Here is a 16,099-nt window from a genome sequence, read left to right as displayed (position 1 = left end):
CTCAGCCGAGCAACCCCAGCCCCAGGAGCGCCACGAGGAATAGCGGGAAGATGAAGGAAACGATCATCAGGCTGAGGAACAGGGTGCGCACGATCGTCCGGAACCGCGTCGAGGGATAGGCGCCGCGAAGCTGGCGATACATGTGGAGGATCGGGACGAAGGTCGCGATCGCGAAGATCCACCCATCGCCGAGCCCGATCGTCGCGGCGACCGACAGGATCGTGAACAGGATCGACATCGCCGCGATCGAATAAGTGACGAACACGGCATGGTCATAGCCATGATATTGCCGCCGCCATGCAAACATGATCCAGACGAACGGCAGCGACAGCGGGATCAGCAACCAGGAAAACTTGTAGCCGTTCGACTGCAGCTTGTAGAGCGCGAGGCCCGGGTTCTTGTTCGCTTTTTCGATCCCCTTGTCGAGCCGCTTCCACCCGGTCTCGATCCCGCCGATGATCCGGTTGCCGCTGCCGCGTGCGTCGATGACCGGCAGCATCCGGCCAAGCTCGCGATAGTCGCGCTCATAGTCCGCGATCTGTTTGGTGAGTTCGGCGCGCTTCGGGTCGGCCGCGCCCAGCTTGTCGCGATCCTCGATCGCCTCGCGGCGATTGTCCGCGATCCGCTTGCGCGTTTCCTCGATACCCGCGCGGATGGCGGTGTCGGACGAAATGTCGGTCGGCGGCGACAGGCCGACGATCGAGAACACCGCGAACATCGTGAATACCGAGAACAGGAAGAGCGCCATCGGCGACACGAAGCGCGCGCGCTCGCCGGCGATGTAACGCCGGGTCAGCTCGCCCGGTCGCCAGGCCAGCATCGGCAGCGTGCGCCATAATTTGCCGTCGAAATGCAGCACGCCGTGCAGGATGTCATGCCAGATCGCACCCAGCGTGCGGTGGACGTGCGCCTGCTGTCCACAGGCGTGACAGAAGGCACCGGTCAGCGCGGTGCCGCAATTGAGGCAGGCCCCGTGCGCGCCCGCATGCGCACTTGTGGCGTCGCCCGCGCGCGGCTCGATCGTATGGCCGATCAGGCCGCCGGTGGCGATGTCGGCCGCTGCTTCCAAATCCCCCATGACGCTGGACTATCATCGCCATCCGCGCGATGCGAGTGTCGAATGGAACGGGATTGCGCCCAATGGATGTGGATGCACTGATCGACGACATGGCGGCACGGGCACGCGCCGCGTCGCTCGCGCTTGCGGGCATGGCGACCGACGCCAAGGCCGCCGGGCTGCGCGCGGGTGCTGACGCGATCCGCGCGGCGTCGGATGCGATCGTCGCCGCGAACAGCGAGGACATGGCGCGGGGTGCCGTGGCGGGATTGTCGGGTGCGATGCTCGACCGGTTGCGGCTCGATTCCGCGCGGGTTGCCGCGATGGCGGATGCGGTCGCAGTGGTCGCCGGCCTCGCCGATCCCGTTGGTGAGACGATCGATTCGCGCACCGCGCCCACCGGCCTGCAGCTTCGGCGCGTGCGCGTGCCGATCGGCGTCATTGGCATCGTCTTCGAAAGCCGGCCGAATGTGACCGCGGATGCGGGTGCGCTGTGCGTCATGTCGGGCAACGCCGCGATCCTGCGCGGCGGATCGGAGGCCCGCGACAGCAACCGTGCCATCCACGCCGCGCTGGTTGAGGGACTGGCCAGCGCGGGGCTGCCCGTCGACGCGGTCCAGCTCGTGCCGACCACCGATCGCGCCGCGGTGGGCGCGATGCTGCGCGCGGCCGGGCGGATCGACATGATCGTCCCGCGCGGCGGCAAGTCGCTGGTCGCGCGCGTCCAGGCGGAGGCGCGCGTGCCGGTGCTCGCGCACCTGGACGGCATCAACCACAGCTATGTCGATGCCGCCGCCGACCCTGCGATGGCCGAGCGGATCGTCGTCAACGCCAAGATGCGCCGCACCGGCATTTGCGGCGCGACCGAGACGCTGCTGATCGACCGCGCCTATCCGGCACCTGCGCCGCTGCTTGCCGCCATCGTCGCCAGCGGCTGCGAGCTGCGCGGCGACAGTGCGGTCTGCGCGCTCGAGCCGCGTGCGCGGCCTGCCGGGGATGCGGACTGGGACACCGAATATCTCGACGCGATCCTGTCGGCACGCTTCGTCGATGGCGTCGACGGCGCGATGGCGCATATCGCCCGGCACGGGTCGCACCACACCGACGCGATCATCACCGCCGATGAAGCCACCGCCCGCCGCTTCCTGGCCGGGGTCGATTCGGCGATCGTGATGTGGAACGCCTCCACCCAGTTTGCCGATGGCGGCGAGTTCGGGCTCGGCGCGGAAATCGGCATTTCAACCGGGCGGCTGCACGCGCGCGGACCCGTCGCGCTCGAGGGGCTGACGACTTACAAATGGCTGGTGATCGGCAGCGGCCAAGTGCGCGCCTGATCAGGTACGCCGCCTTGCGAGCGGCCGCCGCGATCCCCATCTTTTGGTCGGGCCGCCCGGCCCGTTCCTCCAGCTCGAATCTTGATTCCTGGACCTCTTTTCGCGGGAGCATCACCCATGCGCTACAATCGTCTCGGCAATACCGGCCTGTTCGTTTCCGAACTCTGCCTTGGCACCATGACCTTTGGCGGGGGCGGTTTCTGGGAGCCGATCGGCAATCTCCAGCAGGATGACGCCGACGCGCTGGTGCGACGGGCGGTCGATGCCGGGGTGAATTTCATCGACACCGCCAATGTCTATTCGGCGGGTGTGTCGGAAGAGATCACCGGCCGCGCAATCCGCAACCTTGGCCTGAAGCGCGACGAGGTCGTCCTGGCGACCAAGGTGTTCGGCCAGATGGGCGATGGCCCCAACGGCCGCGGCGCGTCGCGCGCGCACATCATGGAACAGGTCAAGCAGAGCCTGAAGCGGCTCGATACCGACTATATCGACCTGTACCAGATTCACGGCTGGGACCCGGTCACCCCGATCGAAGAGCAGCTGCGCGCGCTCGATACGCTCGTCCAGCACGGGCATGTCCGCTATATCGGCGTCTCCAACTGGGCGGCGTGGCAGGTGATGAAGGCGCTGGGCATTTCCGAGCGGCAGGGCCTTGCCCGCTTCGAGACGCTCCAGGCCTATTACACCATCGGCGGCCGCGACCTGGAGCGCGAGATCGTGCCGATGCTGCGTTCGGAACAAGTCGGGCTGATGGTGTGGAGCCCGTTGTCGGGCGGCTATCTGTCCGGCAAATATCGCGGGGCCGAAGCCGAGGGCCGGCGGGTCAATTTCGATTTTCCTCCGCTCGACAAGACCCGGGCCGACCGCGTCGTCGAGGCGATGGCGCCGATTGCCGACGCGCATGGCCGCTCGATCGCGCAGGTCGCGCTCGCCTGGCTGCTCCATCAGCCGGTCGTGACCACCGTCATCATGGGGGCGAAGCGCGTCGACCAGCTTGACGATAATCTGGCCGCCGCGACGCTGGAGCTGACGCGCGACGAACTGGCGGCGCTCGACGCGGTGAGCGCGCTGCCGCCCGAATATCCCGGCTGGATGTTCACCATGCAGGGCCGCTACCGCGCCGAAATGCTCGCCCAGCCCCCGCATGGGGCGTAAGGCGGGCGTCGTCGACAATTCGGTCGTCACCCCGGGCTTGACCCGGGGTCCCGCTTTTCCGTGCTTGCAGAAGAGGAGCGGGACCCCTGCGCAAGGCCGGGGTGACGGTTCACCTTTCCTTGGTAATGCACCTCTTCTTGCGCGCGCGCACGCGCACTGGCATCCCGGCGGGCGATGAAGCGCATCGGATTGCTGGGCGGGTCGTTCAATCCCGCGCATCGCGGCCACCGCAACCTGTCGCTCCACGCGCTGCGGGCGCTGGGTCTGGACGAGGTGTGGTGGCTCGTTTCGCCCGGCAATCCGTTGAAATCGGGGGTCAGCGACATGGCGCCGTTCGAGGCGCGGCTGGCGTCGGCGCGGCGGATGGCGCGCCACGCGCCGATCCGGGTCAGTGCGATCGAGCGGCGGCTGAAGACCCGCTATACCGTCGACACGCTCGACAAGCTGCCGGGACTTTACCCGCGCCATCGCTTCATCTGGCTGATGGGCGCGGACAATCTGGTCCATTTCCACGAATGGCGGGGCTGGCGCGATATCGCGCGACAGGTTCCGATTGCGGTAATCGCGCGGCCAGGCTATGATGCGGATGCCCATGCAGGTGTTGCGATGGGTTGGCTGCGGCGCTCCGTGCGGCCCGCAGGCCAGGCAAAGCATTGGACGCGTTGGAGATTGCCGGCACTCGTGCTGTTGCGCTTCCGCCCTGATCCGACTTCCGCGACCCGGCTTCGTGCCGCGGATCCCGCCTGGCACCGGCAATTTTTGCCGTCCCCAACATCCGGCACGCGATCATCCCAACCCTAGGAGCTCCCTTGGCTATACCCGTTCAGGCGTCCCCCTCGTCCGACCCCGACCCGGTCGCGGCGCTGCATCAACTCGTGATGTCGTCGCTCGACGATGACCAGGCGGTCGAAACCGTGTCGATCCCGCTCGCGGGCAAATCGAGCATCGCCGATTACATGGTGATCGCGTCGGGCAAGTCGACGCGCCAGGTCGCGTCGATGGCGACCAAGCTCGCCGAGAAGATCAAGGCGCAGTTCGGCCGGTCGGCCCGCGTCGAAGGGCTGCCGACCGCCGATTGGGTGCTGATCGATGCGGGCGACGTCATCGTCCATCTGTTCCGCCCGGAAGTGCGCAGCTTCTATAATCTCGAGCGGATGTGGGCGTTTGGGGACACGACGCCGGTCGCCGGCACCGCCTGACCCGCGCCCGGCACTGCCCGCCGTGCTGCTGCACATCGTCGCGCGCGGGCGCATCGGGCGCGGGCCGGAGGCCGAGCTGGTCGACCGCTATCTGAAGCGCGTCACCTGGCCCGTGCGGGTCACCGAATTGCCCGACACCGGGGGGCGACCGCCGCCGCGCGAGGCGAACAGCCGCCTCGTCCGGCTCGATGAAAAGGGCGTGAACCTGCCCTCGCGCGACCTGGCGCAGCGATTGGGCGACTGGCGCGACGCGGGTGTGCGCGAAACGCGGTTCATGCTCGGCGCGGCCGACGGTTTCGACGATGCCGCGCGGGCCGACGCAGATCTGCTCCTCTCCTTCGGCCGCCTGACCTGGCCGCATTTGATGGCGCGCGCGATGCTGGCCGAACAACTGTGGCGCGCGGTCAGCATCCTTGCCAACCACCCTTATCATCGCGAAGGCTGACGCGTGATGCGCCGCCTCGTCGCCCTGTCCTGCCTTGCCATCGCCGCCACCGCGACCGGCGCGGCGGGTCTCGCGCTCGCGACCCAGCCGCCGGTGGCGGGGCCGTCGCTCGATGCCCAGCGCGACCGGCTGCGCACCGCCAAGGCGCAAGCCGCCGCCGCCGATGCACGCGCACGCGAGCTCGACCGGTTGGCCGCCGCAGCCCGCGACGGGGCCCGCGCCGCCGCCGCGCGCCAGGCCGCAACCGAGGCGCGGATCCGTGCTGCACAGGCCGACATCGCCGCCGGGCGCGCGCGGATCGTGCTGGTCGAACGCGCTTTGGCGGATGCGCGCGACCGGCTGGCGGATCGGCAGGGCGTGATCGTGCGGCTGGTCGCCGCGCTGCAATCGCTCGCCAGCCGCCCCAGCGTGCTCAGCATCGCGCAGCCGGGGTCGACGAGCGACATCGTCCATGTCCGCGCGGTGCTGGGCACGGTGACCCCGGTCATCGCCGCGCGCAGCGCCGATGTCCGTCGCGAGGTCGAACAGGTGCGCCGGCTGCGCGGCGATGCCGGGCGCGCCGTCGCGGCGCTGACCGCCAGCCGCGACCGGCTCGACGCGCGGCGGCTGGAACTGGTCGCGCTGGAGGCCGAGCAGCGGCTGCGATCGCGCCGCCTGGCGCAAAGCGCGCTGCGCGAATCGGATCGCGCGCTTGCGCTGGCCGAGGAAGCACGCGAGCTGGTCGAAACGATCGACGAAACCCGGTCCGCGGGCGAGATCGCGGCCGACCTGAGCGCGCTCGCGGGCCCGCTGCCCCGGCCGCGGCAGGCAGGGGAGGGCGATCCGGGCGCCGTCGAACGCGGCGTCTATCGCTTGCCTGTTGTCGGCCGCGTCGTCGGCGGGCTGGGTGCGGCCTCCGATGCCGGGGTGCGCGCGCGCGGTTTGACGCTGGCGGTTGCGCCGGGTGCGGGCGTCGTCGCACCCGCCGCCGGCCAGGTGATCTTCGCCGGCCCGTTCCGGAGCTATGGCCGCATCGTCATCCTCGATCACGGATCGGGCTGGACGACGCTGATCGCGGGAATGGACGCGATCGACGTCGCGCGCGGCGATCATGTCGGGGCGGGGGCGGCGGTCGGCCGGGCGGGCGCGCGCGACGACGGCCGGATCATGCTGGAGCTGCGCCGCAACGGCGTGCCGGTCGATGTCGCGGCACTGGTCGGTTGAGGCGCGGTTTTCAGCCTGTGTTCAGCATCACGCGCCTTTGCTAGGCGGGATGAATGGCGCTATCGTGCGCCGTCACGCCAACAGGTTGAAAGTCATCGCCATGTTCCGCCCGCTTCTTCAGGCAACCGCGATCGTCGGCGCGCTCGCGCTGGTTCCGGTGGCGACCAGCGCGATGGCGCAGGTCGATACCGACAGTTTCCGCGAGCTCGACGCGTTCATGGACGTCTATAGCCGCGTCAAGTCGAGCTATGTCGACAAGGTCGACGACAAGACGCTGATGAAGGGCGCGATCCAGGGGATGCTGGCTGCGCTGGATCCGCACAGCTCCTATGTCGATGCGCTCGATTTCGAGAATCTCCGCATCCAGACCGAGGGCAATTATGGCGGGCTGGGGCTGACGGTCACGCAGGAGGACGGCGCGGTAAAGGTCATCTCGCCGACCGAGGACACGCCGGCGTTCCGCGCGGGCGTGAAGGCGGGCGATTACATCACCCACATCAACGGCAAGCTGATCTTCGGCGAAACGCTGGACGCAGCGATCGGCGAGATGCGCGGCCCCCCCGGGACGAAGGTGTCGCTGACGCTGGTCCGCGCCGGACAGGACAAGCCGATCGAAGTCTCGATGGTGCGCGAGATCATCGTCCAGAAGCCCGTGAAGTGGGAAGTGAAGGACAATGTCGGCGTCATCAACATCAACACTTTCTCCGCGTCCACGGGCGCCGATACGCGCGCCGCGATCCTGGCGATCGAGAAGTCGCTGGGCCGGAAGCCGCTCGGCTATGTCATCGACCTGCGCGACAATGGCGGCGGGCTGCTGAGCCAGGCGATCGAGGTTTCCGACGCGTTCCTGGATCATGGCGAGATCGTGTCGCAGCGCGGGCGCGAGAAGAACGACATCGAACGTTTCTATGCCGAGCCCGGCGACCTGACCGGCGGGTTGCCGGTGGTCGTGCTGGTCGATGCGGGCACCGCTTCGGCGTCCGAAATCGTCGCGGGTGCGATCCAGGATCATCACCGCGGCGTCGTGATGGGCGAGCGCACCTTCGGCAAGGGGTCGGTCCAGACGCTGCAGCAGCTGGGCCCGCAAACCGCGCTGCGGCTCACCACCGCGCGCTACTACACCCCGTCGGGGCGGTCGGTGCAGGAGGGCGGAATCGAGCCCGATCTGGTCGTGCCGCAGCTGTCCGATCCGGATTATAAGTCGCGCCCGGTGTTCCGCGAGGCGGACCTGCGCCGTCACCTGATCAACGAGGCCAAGGTCGACAACAAGGTGCTGGAGGAAGACGCCAAGGACGATCCGCGGTTCAGCGCGACGCCCGATCAACTCGAAAAGCAGGGCATCAAGGATTTCCAGCTGCACTATGCGCTTCAGTCGGTGAGCCGGCTCGGCCCGAAGACCGCGCTTGCCGCGGCGCCGGCCAAGGCCCCGGTCAAGCCGGCGGCCAAGCCCGCGGCCAAGGCAAAGGCGGGGACGCGCTGATCCCCGCGCGATCAACGCAATGACGGACGGTCTGGCCCCCGCGCGCACGCTCGCGCTCCTGTTGCCGCTTGCCCTGATGGCGGGCGCGCTCGGCTCGCAATATCTGGGTGGCCTGTATCCGTGCGAGATGTGCCATTGGCAACGCTGGCCGCATTATGCCGCCATCGTGCTCGCCGCGATGGCCTATGCCGTTCCCGGCCGGGTCAACAGGCGGGCGTTGGTCGCGCTGGCGGCGGTCGGGATCGCGATCAGCGGTGCGATCGGCATTTTCCACGCGGGGGTCGAATATCACTGGTGGGAAGGGATCACCGCCTGCACGGCCAGCTTCACGCCGGGTCAGGACACGCTGACCGCGATCCTCAACGCGCCGCTGGTGCGTTGCGACGCGCCGCAATGGACGCTTTTCGGAATCTCGCTGGCGGGATTCAACGCCCTCTTTTCGCTGGGCGGCGCGATCGCCATATGGATGTTGTTGCGACAAAGGAGACGGGGATGAACGCCGCAAAGCCGGGCGACCGCGGTATCGATGTCGCCGCGATGATCCGCGTCAACCAGGCGGGGGAATATGGCGCGACCCGCATCTATGCCGGGCAGCTGGCGGTGATGGGCGAACGCCACCCCGCCGCGCGCGAGATCGCCGGCATGGCAAGCCAGGAAGAGCGTCACCGCGCCTTTTTCGACCGGCTGATCGCCGAGCGCGGCGTGCGGCCGACGCTGTTGCAGCCGGTGTGGGACGTGGCGGGATATGCGCTGGGCGTGGTGACCGCCGCGATCGGGCCGGAGGCCGCGATGGCCTGCACGGTCGCGGTCGAGACCGAGATCGACGCGCATTACCGCGAACAGCTCGACCAGATCGGCGATACCGATCCCGAGCTCGCCGCCGCCGTCGCGGCGTTCCGCGACGAGGAGCTGGAGCACAAGGAGGCCGCGCTTCAGGCGGGCGCCGAACGCACCCCCGGCTATCCGGTGCTGTCCGCCGTAATCCGGGCGGGATGTCGTGCCGCGATTGCGGTATCCAAACGTATCTGACATCGTCGGACACTGGCCGGCGCGTTCGAGGAGTAGACCATGAAGCTGATCGTCAATTCGCTGCTCCTCGCCGGCATGATGGCGGTGCCACCGCTGGCCGCGCCGGCCCATGCGCAGGTGCGCGGCGGTACGCTGGTGATCTATGGCGATGACAAGTGCCCGACGAACGATGCGGGCCAGGAAATCTATGTCTGCGTCCGCCGCGACGAGGCCGAGCGTTTCCGCATCCCCAAGGAGTTGCGCGAGTTCGAGGTGACGCCGGAGAACGAAAGCTGGGCGCAGCAGCAGGAAACTGGCGTCGAGGCGACCGAGGCCGGCATCGGCAGCTGCTCGGCGGTCGGGCTGGGCGGGGCGACGGGATGCTATGGCGAGCGCGCCGATGCCTATCGCGCCGAGCGCCGCGCGCGCAAGAAGGCGGAATCGAACATCCCGCTGCCGTGATTGCGCTTCGCCTGCACCCGGCATAGGCTTCGCCACGGGGCAACATCGTCGGGGGGACGATCATGGCGACACAGGCGAATGCACAGCCGTTCGGGGCGAACCGCGCCCGGCCGCTGGCGGCAGACGGTTACGAAAAATTTCTGGCGATCGCGGCGCTGGTGCTGCTGGCGGCGGTGCTGGTCGCGCTCGCTCGCGGTGCCACCCAGTGGGGCCGGGTGCCGCCGTTCGTGTGGCTGCATCTGGGGACGATCCTGGTCGCCCTGGGGCTGACCCCGCTGATGCTGCTCGGCCGGCGCGGGGACCAGCGGCATCGCTGGCTCGGGCGGATATGGGTCGTCGCGCTGAACGCGACGGCGCTGATCAGCTTCGGGATTCGCGACGCTAATGACGGGCGGTTCAGCTTCATCCACGCGCTGTCGGCCTGGACGTTGATCCAGGCACCGCTGATCTGGTGGACGGCGCGTACCCACCGCGTCGCGCGCCACCGCCGCGCGGTCCGTTCGATGGTAACCGGCGCGCTCTTGATCGCCGGTTTTTTCACCTTTCCGTTCAACCGTTTGCTCGGTCAGTGGTTGTTCGGTTGATCGCTTCGTGCTCGACAGGCGCGCGATGCGAACATAAAAGGAACGCATGGCGCAGCTCGACATCCGGCAGAAGCTCGAAATCCTGGCCGACGCGGCCAAATATGATGCGTCCTGCGCATCCTCCGGCACGGCCAAGCGCAATTCGCGCGGGGGCAGGGGGCTGGGCTCGACCGAAGGCATGGGCATCTGCCACGCTTATGCGCCGGACGGCCGCTGCATCAGCCTGCTCAAGATCCTGCTGACCAACAGCTGCATCTTCGACTGTCATTATTGCATCAATCGCAAAAGCTCGAACGTGCGGCGCGCCCGCTTCACCGCGCGCGAGGTCGTCGACCTGACCCTCGATTTCTACAAGCGCAATTATATCGAGGGGCTGTTCCTGTCCTCGGGCATCATCCGCACCTCCGATTACACGATGGAGCAGCTGGTAGAGGTCGCGCGGTCGCTGCGCGAGGACCATGATTTCCGCGGCTATATCCATTTGAAGACGATCCCGGACGCCGACCCTGAATTGGTCGCTGCGGCGGGGCGGCATGCCGACCGGGTATCGATCAACGTCGAGCTGCCGACGGCAGGCGGGCTCGCCCGGCTGGCGCCCGAAAAATCCGTCACGCGGATCGAGGGCGCGATGCACGACATGCGCGACGCGATCGTCGACCATCGCGACGCGCGCAAGCGCTACCGGCATGCGCCCCGCTTCGCGCCGGGTGGCCAGTCGACCCAGATGATCATCGGGGCGGATGCGGCGACCGATCGCGACATCGTCGGCAAGGCCGCGTCGCTGTACGACCGCTTTGCGTTGCGTCGCGTCTATTATTCGGCATTCAGCCCAATCCCGGATGCAAGCGCGGTGCTGCCGCTCCAGCGTCCGCCGCTGATGCGCGAGCACCGGCTGTATCAGTCCGACTGGCTGATGCGCTTCTATGGATTTCAGCCGCGCGAAGTGGCCGATGCGGCGGACGGGGCGACCGGAATGCTGCCGCTCGATATCGATCCCAAGCTCGCCTGGGCGCTCAAGTTTCGCGACTGGTTTCCGGTCGATGTCAACCGCGCCCCGCGCGAGGCTCTGCTGCGCGTGCCGGGGCTGGGGGTGAAGGCGGTGAACGCGATCGTGACCGCGCGGCGCTGGCGGCGGTTGCGGCTGGACGATGTCGCGCGCCTGACCGTGTCGGTCGCACGCGTCCGCCCGTTTCTGATCGCGGAGGATTGGCGGCCGGTCGCGCTGGCCGACCGCGCGTTGCAGCCGCGAACGCCGCCTGCGGCGACGCGTCAGCTCGAGCTGTTCGCCGCCTGAAGACGCGCGCCGTGCATCAGATCACCCTTGACGCACCCGATGATTTCGACGGCTGGCGCCATGCCGCGCGCACGCTCGCCCTGGCCGGCGTTGCGCCGGGCGAGGTGGCATGGCGCGTGGGTGACGCGGCAGGCGACCTGTTTGCCGCCGATGCCGCGCTGCCCGCGGCGCGCATCGCGCCGGATGCGTTGCGCGTGTCGCGCCGCTTCCTTGATCTCGCGCGCTCGGTCGTCATGCACGCCGCGCCCGAACGCTTCGCGCTGCTCTATGCGATGCTGATCCGCTTGTCCGAACAGCCTGGCCTGATCGAGGACCGGGCCGACCCGGCGCTGCGCACGCTGGAGCGCATGGCGCAGGGCGTGAGGCGCGACATTCACAAGATGCGGGCCTTTGTCCGCTTTCGCCAGCTCGTCGACGATCAGGGTGAACGCTACGTCGCTTGGTTCGAGCCCGAACATCACATCGTCCGTCACAATGCGCGCTTCTTCGTCGATCGGTTCAACACGATGCGATGGACGATCCTGACGCCGGAAATCACGATCGACTGGGACACGCGCGCGCTGCGCGAAGGGCCGGGCGCGACGCGCGGCGATGCACCCGACGACGATCCGGTCGAGGCGGCGTGGAAGACCTATTATGCCGCGACGTTCAACCCCGCGCGCGTGAAGATCGGCGCGATGATGAAGGAGATGCCGCGTAAATACTGGCACAATATGCCGGAAACCGCGTTGGTGAAGGGGCTGATCGCCGAGGCCCGCCAGCGTGAGCATGCCATGATCGAGGCTTCCCCAGACGCGACGACCGCCCGCCCCGCCGATGCGCCCGGCAATGGCGATCCGTGGTCGCTGCTGCGTGCCGAGGCCGACGCGTGCCGCCGCTGTCCGCTGTGGCAGCCGGCGACCCAGATGGTGTTCGGCGAAGGGCCGCGCGATGCCCGCCTGATGCTGGTCGGTGAACAGCCCGGCGATCAGGAGGACCTGGCCGGTCGGCCGTTCGTGGGTCCGGCGGGCCAGATGCTCGACCGCGCGCTGGCAGAGGCCGGGATCGAGCGGGCGGAGACCTATGTCACCAACGCCGTCAAGCACTTCAAGTTCGAGCCGCGCGGCAAGCGGCGCATCCATGCCAAGCCCGATGCGGGCGAGATCGAGGCGTGCCGCTGGTGGATCGACCAGGAAATCGCGCTGGTCCAGCCCCGCCTGATCGTTGCACTGGGCGCGAGCGCCGCGCGATCGCTGACCGGCAGGGCGGTGACGATCGGACGCGAGCGCGGACGCCAGATTGTGCTGGCGAGCGGCATGGCGGGCTTCATCACGATCCACCCGAGCTTCCTGCTGCGCATTGACGATCGCGCGCGTGCGGACGCGGAATATGCCGCGTTCGTGCGCGATCTGGCCGCGGCACGGGCAATTGCGGCGGGGTAAGGGGGGACGATCGAGATTCACCGACGCCGCCGTCGAAATCATTGTCACCCCGGCCTTGTGCCGGGGTCCACCGGGACGCTCAGTCCCGACGGTTGCGACATTTGGCCACGTGGACCCCGGCACAAGGCCGGGGTGACGGCGGAGCCAGGGCATTGACCTTCGTATATGGCCCCGGCCGCTAGCCCACCGTCTCCACGCGCAGCATCAGGCCATTGGCGGGGCGTAGCGTCACCGTGCCGACCGGTTCGACCGGGTGGGCGGGATCAAGCGCGAAGCGATAGGCGGCGAGCCAGTGCGCCAGGATCACCAGCGCCTCGACGATGGCGAAGCGCATCCCCACACAGGTGCGCGGACCCGCGCCGAAGGGCAGATACTGGAAGCGGTGCCGGCCCTCCGCGCGCTCAGGGGCGAAGCGATCCGGATCGAAATGGTCGGGCGCCTCCCACAGCCGGCGGTGACGGTGGATCAGCCAGGGCCAGACCGACACGATGTCGCCCGGCGCGACCGCATGGTCGCCCAGCCGGTCGGCCGCCACCGCCTCGCGGTCGAAGCGCGGCGCGGGGGGATAGAGCCGTAGCGCCTCGTCCAGCACGCGGCGCAGATAGGGCAGCCGGTCGGGCAAGGTCGCGGGATCGCCGGCCAGCGCATCGGCGGCCTCCGCCCGCGCGCGCGCCTGCGCCACCGGGTCGCCCGCGAGCAGATAGACGCTCCAGGTCAGCGCATTGGCCGTCGTCTCATGCCCGGCGACATAGAAGGTCGCGGCATTGTCGATCGCCAGCATCGTCGCGCGCGTCGCCGGAAAACGGGCATGGAGATCACGGATCATCTGACCCAGAAAATCGTCGCCGCCGGTAGGGCCGCGTTCGCGCACGATGCGGGTCAGCGTGTCGCGCAGAAAGACGCGTCCCTGCTGGCCGAGCCGCACCGTGCGGCGGATGCCGATCTGCGGCAGCCCCAGGATCGCCGAGAGGCGCACCGACCCGGCGGCTTCGAGCGCGTTCGAGATGTGGCGGCTGGCGGTCGCGGTCTTGAGGCGCGGATCGCCCGAGAACAACGCATCGGCGATGATCGCCATCGTCGTGTCGGTCGCGGCGCGGGCGATGTCGATCGTGCCCGTGTCCGGCCAGCCGCCGGACGCGGCGCGCGCCGCCGCAACGATCAGCGGGGTCAGTGCCGCGACCGCACCGGGAGCAAAGGTGGGCGCGACGATGCGACGCTGGGTCCGCCACAGCTCGCCGTCGGCGCTCAGCAGCCCCTCGCCGACCAGCGGCGCGATCAGCCGCTTGACCACGCGCGGCTTGGTATAATTGGCGGCGTTGCCGAGCAGCACATGTTCGATCATGTCGGGGTGTCGGGGGATGTGGACGGTCATCCCCAGTACCTGGCGGCGGACATACCAGCCGTCGAAGGCGGCATGGCTCCACCCCATGATCGAATTGCGCGACCGTTCGCCGAAAAACGCCGCCCAGACGGGCGCGAGCCGGTCGGTTCGCGGCGGGTGGACGGGCACGAACGCGGGCGACTCCATGGCTTTGACCCTACTGCGTCGCCCCGGCTTCAGGCGAGCGGTTTCGCGAGCACGACAAAGACGAGGTCGCGGGTGCGCGGAATGCCGAAGCTCGGGTCGTCGAGCGGAAACGCGCGCGTCTCGCCGGTCAGCCGATAACCGCGCCGCTCGTAATAGGCGATCAGGTCGCCGCGCTGGCGGATCACCGTCATCTCCATCACCGTCGCGCCGAAAATGTCGCGCGCCAGCGCCTCCGCCGCGGCGATCAGTTGACGCCCGGTCCCAGCCGCCTGGTGCGCGGGATCGACGCTCAGCATCCCGAGATAGCCGATCGCGGGCGGCTCGAAGCGCACGCCGACACAGCCGATCAGCGCACCGTTGACCTCGGTGAGCAGCACACGCTGGTGCGGGTCGGCGATCATGTCGGCCAGCACCTGCGGATCGGTGCGCTGGCCGTCGAGCAGGTCGGCTTCGTGCGTCCAGCCGCGCCGCGCGCTGTCGCCGCGATAGGCGCCCTCGACCAGCCGATGCAGTGCGGCGACGTCGGCGGCGGTGGCGATGCGCAGGCTGGGCGTGTCGATGGGCATGGCGCACGCTATGCCCGTATCTGGTGCCGCAGCTCAAGGATCCCGCCGCGACCCTTGTCCGCAACCGGCGGCGCGGATAGGCGGGGGCGATCATGGCTCTGCCGCCGCCCTCCGCCCCCGATGCGCCGCTGACATCCGCCGCGCGCGCGGTCGCGCGCAATCTTGGCTGGCTGCTCGCCAGCCGCGGCGTGCTGGCGGTGCTGTCGCTCGTCTATCTGGCGGTGGCGGCACGCACGCTGGGCATCGCGGACTTCGGGCGTTTCGCGCTGATCGTCGGGGCGGGCCAGACGATCGCGGTGCTGGTCGGCTTCCAGACATGGCAGGTGATCGTGCGCTATGGCGTCGACCATCTCGCCCGCGACGACCGGCCCGCGCTCGCTCGGCTGATGCGCGCCTGTCTGGGGCTCGACATCCTGAGCGCGGGAGTGGGCGCGGCGGTGGCGATCGGCATCGTCGCGGCGTTCGGCCCGCGCATGGGCATCACGCCCGAGTTGGCCGGGGCGACGATCGCCTTCACGCTGGTGCAGCTGGTGACGATCCGTGCCACCCCGCTCGGCCTGCTGCGGCTGAAGGACCGCTTTGCACTGTCGGCGCTGGCCGACAGCGTGACGCCGGCGGTGCGCTTTGCGGGTGCGCTGGCGGCGGCAATCGCGATGCCGACGGTGACCGGCTTCCTGATCGCCTGGGCACTCGCCGAGCTGGCGACGGCCGCGGCCTATTGGCGGATCCTGGCGCGTACCGGCGACCTTGCGCTGTTCCGCCGCCCGCCGCCGACCGGACGGCTGGCGGCTGAAAATCCGGGGCTGCTGCGCTTCGTTGCCAGCACCAACCTCAACGCGACGCTGGGCCTGTCAGCCAAGCAGCTGCCGCTGCTGCTGGTCGGCGGCTATGTCGGCCCGGCCGCGGCAGGCGCGTTTCGGCTGGCGGTGCAGCTGGCCAACGCGCTCGCCAAATTGTCCCAGCTGATCGCGCGCGCCGCCTTTCCCGAAGTCGTGCGGATTGCACGTGCCGCCGATCCCGCTCGGCTGTCGGCGATGCTCGGCCGCGTGTTCGCGGCATCGTCGATCGCAGCGGTCGCGATCCTCGCGCTCGTCGCGCTGGCGGGGCGGCCGGTGCTCGTCCTGGTCGGCGGGCCGGAATATGCCGGCGCCTATGTGTTGCTGCTCTGGTTGGCGGCAGCGGGGTGCGTCGACCTCGCGGTCGTGGGGTTCGAGCCAGTGCTGATGGCGGTGCATCGCGCGGGACTGGCGCTGGCGGCCCGCATGGTCGCGGTGATCGTTCAGCTTGGCCTGACCTTCGCCCTGCTGCCGCGCGCGGGGGCGTTGGGGGCGAGTATCGGTGTGTTGGCCGGATCGGTGGTCGC

Annotated in this window: 17 protein-coding genes; 14 read left to right on the top strand and 3 right to left on the bottom strand. The window is 69.0% G+C overall.

Annotated features, from left to right (window positions below; translation table 11 throughout):
* Position 1: 1 nt before the first annotated feature.
* Positions 2–1,078 (bottom strand): DUF3667 domain-containing protein, encoded by a 1,077-nt coding sequence (locus tag AX709_RS00860; RefSeq protein WP_066545775.1) that lies wholly within the window; start codon positions 1,076–1,078, stop codon positions 2–4.
* 35 nt (positions 1,079–1,113) lie between these two features.
* On the opposite strand from AX709_RS00860, the gene AX709_RS00855 reads away from it, so the two are divergent.
* From AX709_RS00855 to AX709_RS00795, 13 genes are all read left to right on the top strand, one after another.
* Positions 1,114–2,391, top strand: a complete 1,278-nt coding sequence (locus AX709_RS00855) for a glutamate-5-semialdehyde dehydrogenase (protein ID WP_443026160.1) — start codon at positions 1,114–1,116, stop codon at positions 2,389–2,391.
* 117 nt (positions 2,392–2,508) lie between these two features.
* Positions 2,509–3,546 (top strand): aldo/keto reductase, encoded by a 1,038-nt coding sequence (locus AX709_RS00850; protein ID WP_066545769.1) that lies wholly within the window; start codon positions 2,509–2,511, stop codon positions 3,544–3,546.
* A gap of 156 nt (positions 3,547–3,702) precedes the next feature.
* Entirely contained in the window at positions 3,703–4,347 is a 645-nt protein-coding gene (locus AX709_RS00845) for a nicotinate-nucleotide adenylyltransferase (RefSeq protein ID WP_269450290.1), read from the top strand.
* 77 nt (positions 4,348–4,424) lie between these two features.
* Complete coding sequence (rsfS, locus tag AX709_RS00840; protein ID WP_066481486.1) at positions 4,425–4,745, top strand: ribosome silencing factor; 321 nt, start codon at positions 4,425–4,427, stop codon at positions 4,743–4,745.
* 22 nt (positions 4,746–4,767) lie between these two features.
* Positions 4,768–5,190, top strand: coding sequence for a 23S rRNA (pseudouridine(1915)-N(3))-methyltransferase RlmH (locus AX709_RS00835; protein WP_066545764.1), 423 nt, complete (start codon positions 4,768–4,770; stop codon positions 5,188–5,190).
* Between the two features lie 6 nt (positions 5,191–5,196).
* Positions 5,197–6,393, top strand: coding sequence for a murein hydrolase activator EnvC family protein (locus tag AX709_RS00830; protein WP_082731562.1), 1,197 nt, complete (start codon positions 5,197–5,199; stop codon positions 6,391–6,393).
* Positions 6,394–6,493: 100 nt separating this feature from the next.
* Complete coding sequence (locus AX709_RS00825; RefSeq protein ID WP_066481492.1) at positions 6,494–7,873, top strand: S41 family peptidase; 1,380 nt, start codon at positions 6,494–6,496, stop codon at positions 7,871–7,873.
* A gap of 19 nt (positions 7,874–7,892) precedes the next feature.
* Positions 7,893–8,369 carry a disulfide bond formation protein B gene (locus AX709_RS00820; RefSeq protein ID WP_066545761.1) on the top strand — a complete coding sequence of 159 codons (477 nt, stop codon included), beginning with the start codon at positions 7,893–7,895 and terminating at the stop codon, positions 8,367–8,369.
* The gene (locus tag AX709_RS00815; protein WP_066545758.1) at positions 8,366–8,902 is read left to right on the top strand and encodes a demethoxyubiquinone hydroxylase family protein; all 537 of its coding nucleotides are present in this window, start codon (positions 8,366–8,368) and stop codon (positions 8,900–8,902) included. Before AX709_RS00820 ends, AX709_RS00815 begins: the two co-directional genes overlap by 4 nt.
* 39 nt (positions 8,903–8,941) lie before the next feature.
* Positions 8,942–9,343, top strand: coding sequence for a hypothetical protein (locus AX709_RS00810; protein ID WP_066481498.1), 402 nt, complete (start codon positions 8,942–8,944; stop codon positions 9,341–9,343).
* A gap of 62 nt (positions 9,344–9,405) precedes the next feature.
* Entirely contained in the window at positions 9,406–9,927 is a 522-nt protein-coding gene (locus AX709_RS00805; protein WP_066545751.1) for a DUF2306 domain-containing protein, read from the top strand.
* A gap of 46 nt (positions 9,928–9,973) precedes the next feature.
* Positions 9,974–11,221 carry a putative DNA modification/repair radical SAM protein gene (locus AX709_RS00800; protein ID WP_066545749.1) on the top strand — a complete coding sequence of 416 codons (1,248 nt, stop codon included), beginning with the start codon at positions 9,974–9,976 and terminating at the stop codon, positions 11,219–11,221.
* 11 nt (positions 11,222–11,232) lie between these two features.
* The gene (locus AX709_RS00795; protein ID WP_066545747.1) at positions 11,233–12,642 is read left to right on the top strand and encodes a UdgX family uracil-DNA binding protein; all 1,410 of its coding nucleotides are present in this window, start codon (positions 11,233–11,235) and stop codon (positions 12,640–12,642) included.
* Between the two features lie 178 nt (positions 12,643–12,820).
* Here AX709_RS00795 and AX709_RS00790 read toward each other — a convergent pair whose 3' ends face one another.
* Together AX709_RS00790 and AX709_RS00785 are read right to left on the bottom strand one after the other, a co-directional pair.
* Positions 12,821–14,170, bottom strand: coding sequence for a cytochrome P450 (locus AX709_RS00790; RefSeq protein WP_066545736.1), 1,350 nt, complete (start codon positions 14,168–14,170; stop codon positions 12,821–12,823).
* Between the two features lie 29 nt (positions 14,171–14,199).
* Positions 14,200–14,736 carry a GNAT family N-acetyltransferase gene (locus AX709_RS00785; protein WP_066545734.1) on the bottom strand — a complete coding sequence of 179 codons (537 nt, stop codon included), beginning with the start codon at positions 14,734–14,736 and terminating at the stop codon, positions 14,200–14,202.
* 92 nt (positions 14,737–14,828) lie between these two features.
* On the opposite strand from AX709_RS00785, the gene AX709_RS00780 reads away from it, so the two are divergent.
* Positions 14,829–16,099: lipopolysaccharide biosynthesis protein (locus tag AX709_RS00780; RefSeq protein ID WP_066545733.1), on the top strand; the 1,271-nt coding region annotated here is incomplete at its 3' end.

Source organism: Sphingomonas sp. CCH15-F11 (assembly GCF_001557005.1).
Taxonomy (GTDB): domain Bacteria; phylum Pseudomonadota; class Alphaproteobacteria; order Sphingomonadales; family Sphingomonadaceae; genus Sphingomonas.
Note: the sequence above shows the minus strand (reverse complement) of the source record. Positions and strands in the feature narration are given on the sequence as shown.

Coding starts and splice junctions, on each gene's coding strand:
- AX709_RS00860 (WP_066545775.1), bottom strand. CDS start 1,078: ATGGGGGATTTGGAAGCAGCGGCCGACATCGCCACCGGCGGCCTGATC.
- AX709_RS00850 (WP_066545769.1), top strand. CDS start 2,509: ATGCGCTACAATCGTCTCGGCAATACCGGCCTGTTCGTTTCCGAACTC.
- rsfS (WP_066481486.1), top strand. CDS start 4,425: ATGTCGTCGCTCGACGATGACCAGGCGGTCGAAACCGTGTCGATCCCG.
- AX709_RS00830 (WP_082731562.1), top strand. CDS start 5,197: ATGCGCCGCCTCGTCGCCCTGTCCTGCCTTGCCATCGCCGCCACCGCG.
- AX709_RS00825 (WP_066481492.1), top strand. CDS start 6,494: ATGTTCCGCCCGCTTCTTCAGGCAACCGCGATCGTCGGCGCGCTCGCG.
- AX709_RS00820 (WP_066545761.1), top strand. CDS start 7,893: ATGACGGACGGTCTGGCCCCCGCGCGCACGCTCGCGCTCCTGTTGCCG.
- AX709_RS00815 (WP_066545758.1), top strand. CDS start 8,366: ATGAACGCCGCAAAGCCGGGCGACCGCGGTATCGATGTCGCCGCGATG.
- AX709_RS00810 (WP_066481498.1), top strand. CDS start 8,942: ATGAAGCTGATCGTCAATTCGCTGCTCCTCGCCGGCATGATGGCGGTG.
- AX709_RS00805 (WP_066545751.1), top strand. CDS start 9,406: ATGGCGACACAGGCGAATGCACAGCCGTTCGGGGCGAACCGCGCCCGG.
- AX709_RS00800 (WP_066545749.1), top strand. CDS start 9,974: ATGGCGCAGCTCGACATCCGGCAGAAGCTCGAAATCCTGGCCGACGCG.
- AX709_RS00790 (WP_066545736.1), bottom strand. CDS start 14,170: ATGGAGTCGCCCGCGTTCGTGCCCGTCCACCCGCCGCGAACCGACCGG.
- AX709_RS00785 (WP_066545734.1), bottom strand. CDS start 14,736: ATGCCCATCGACACGCCCAGCCTGCGCATCGCCACCGCCGCCGACGTC.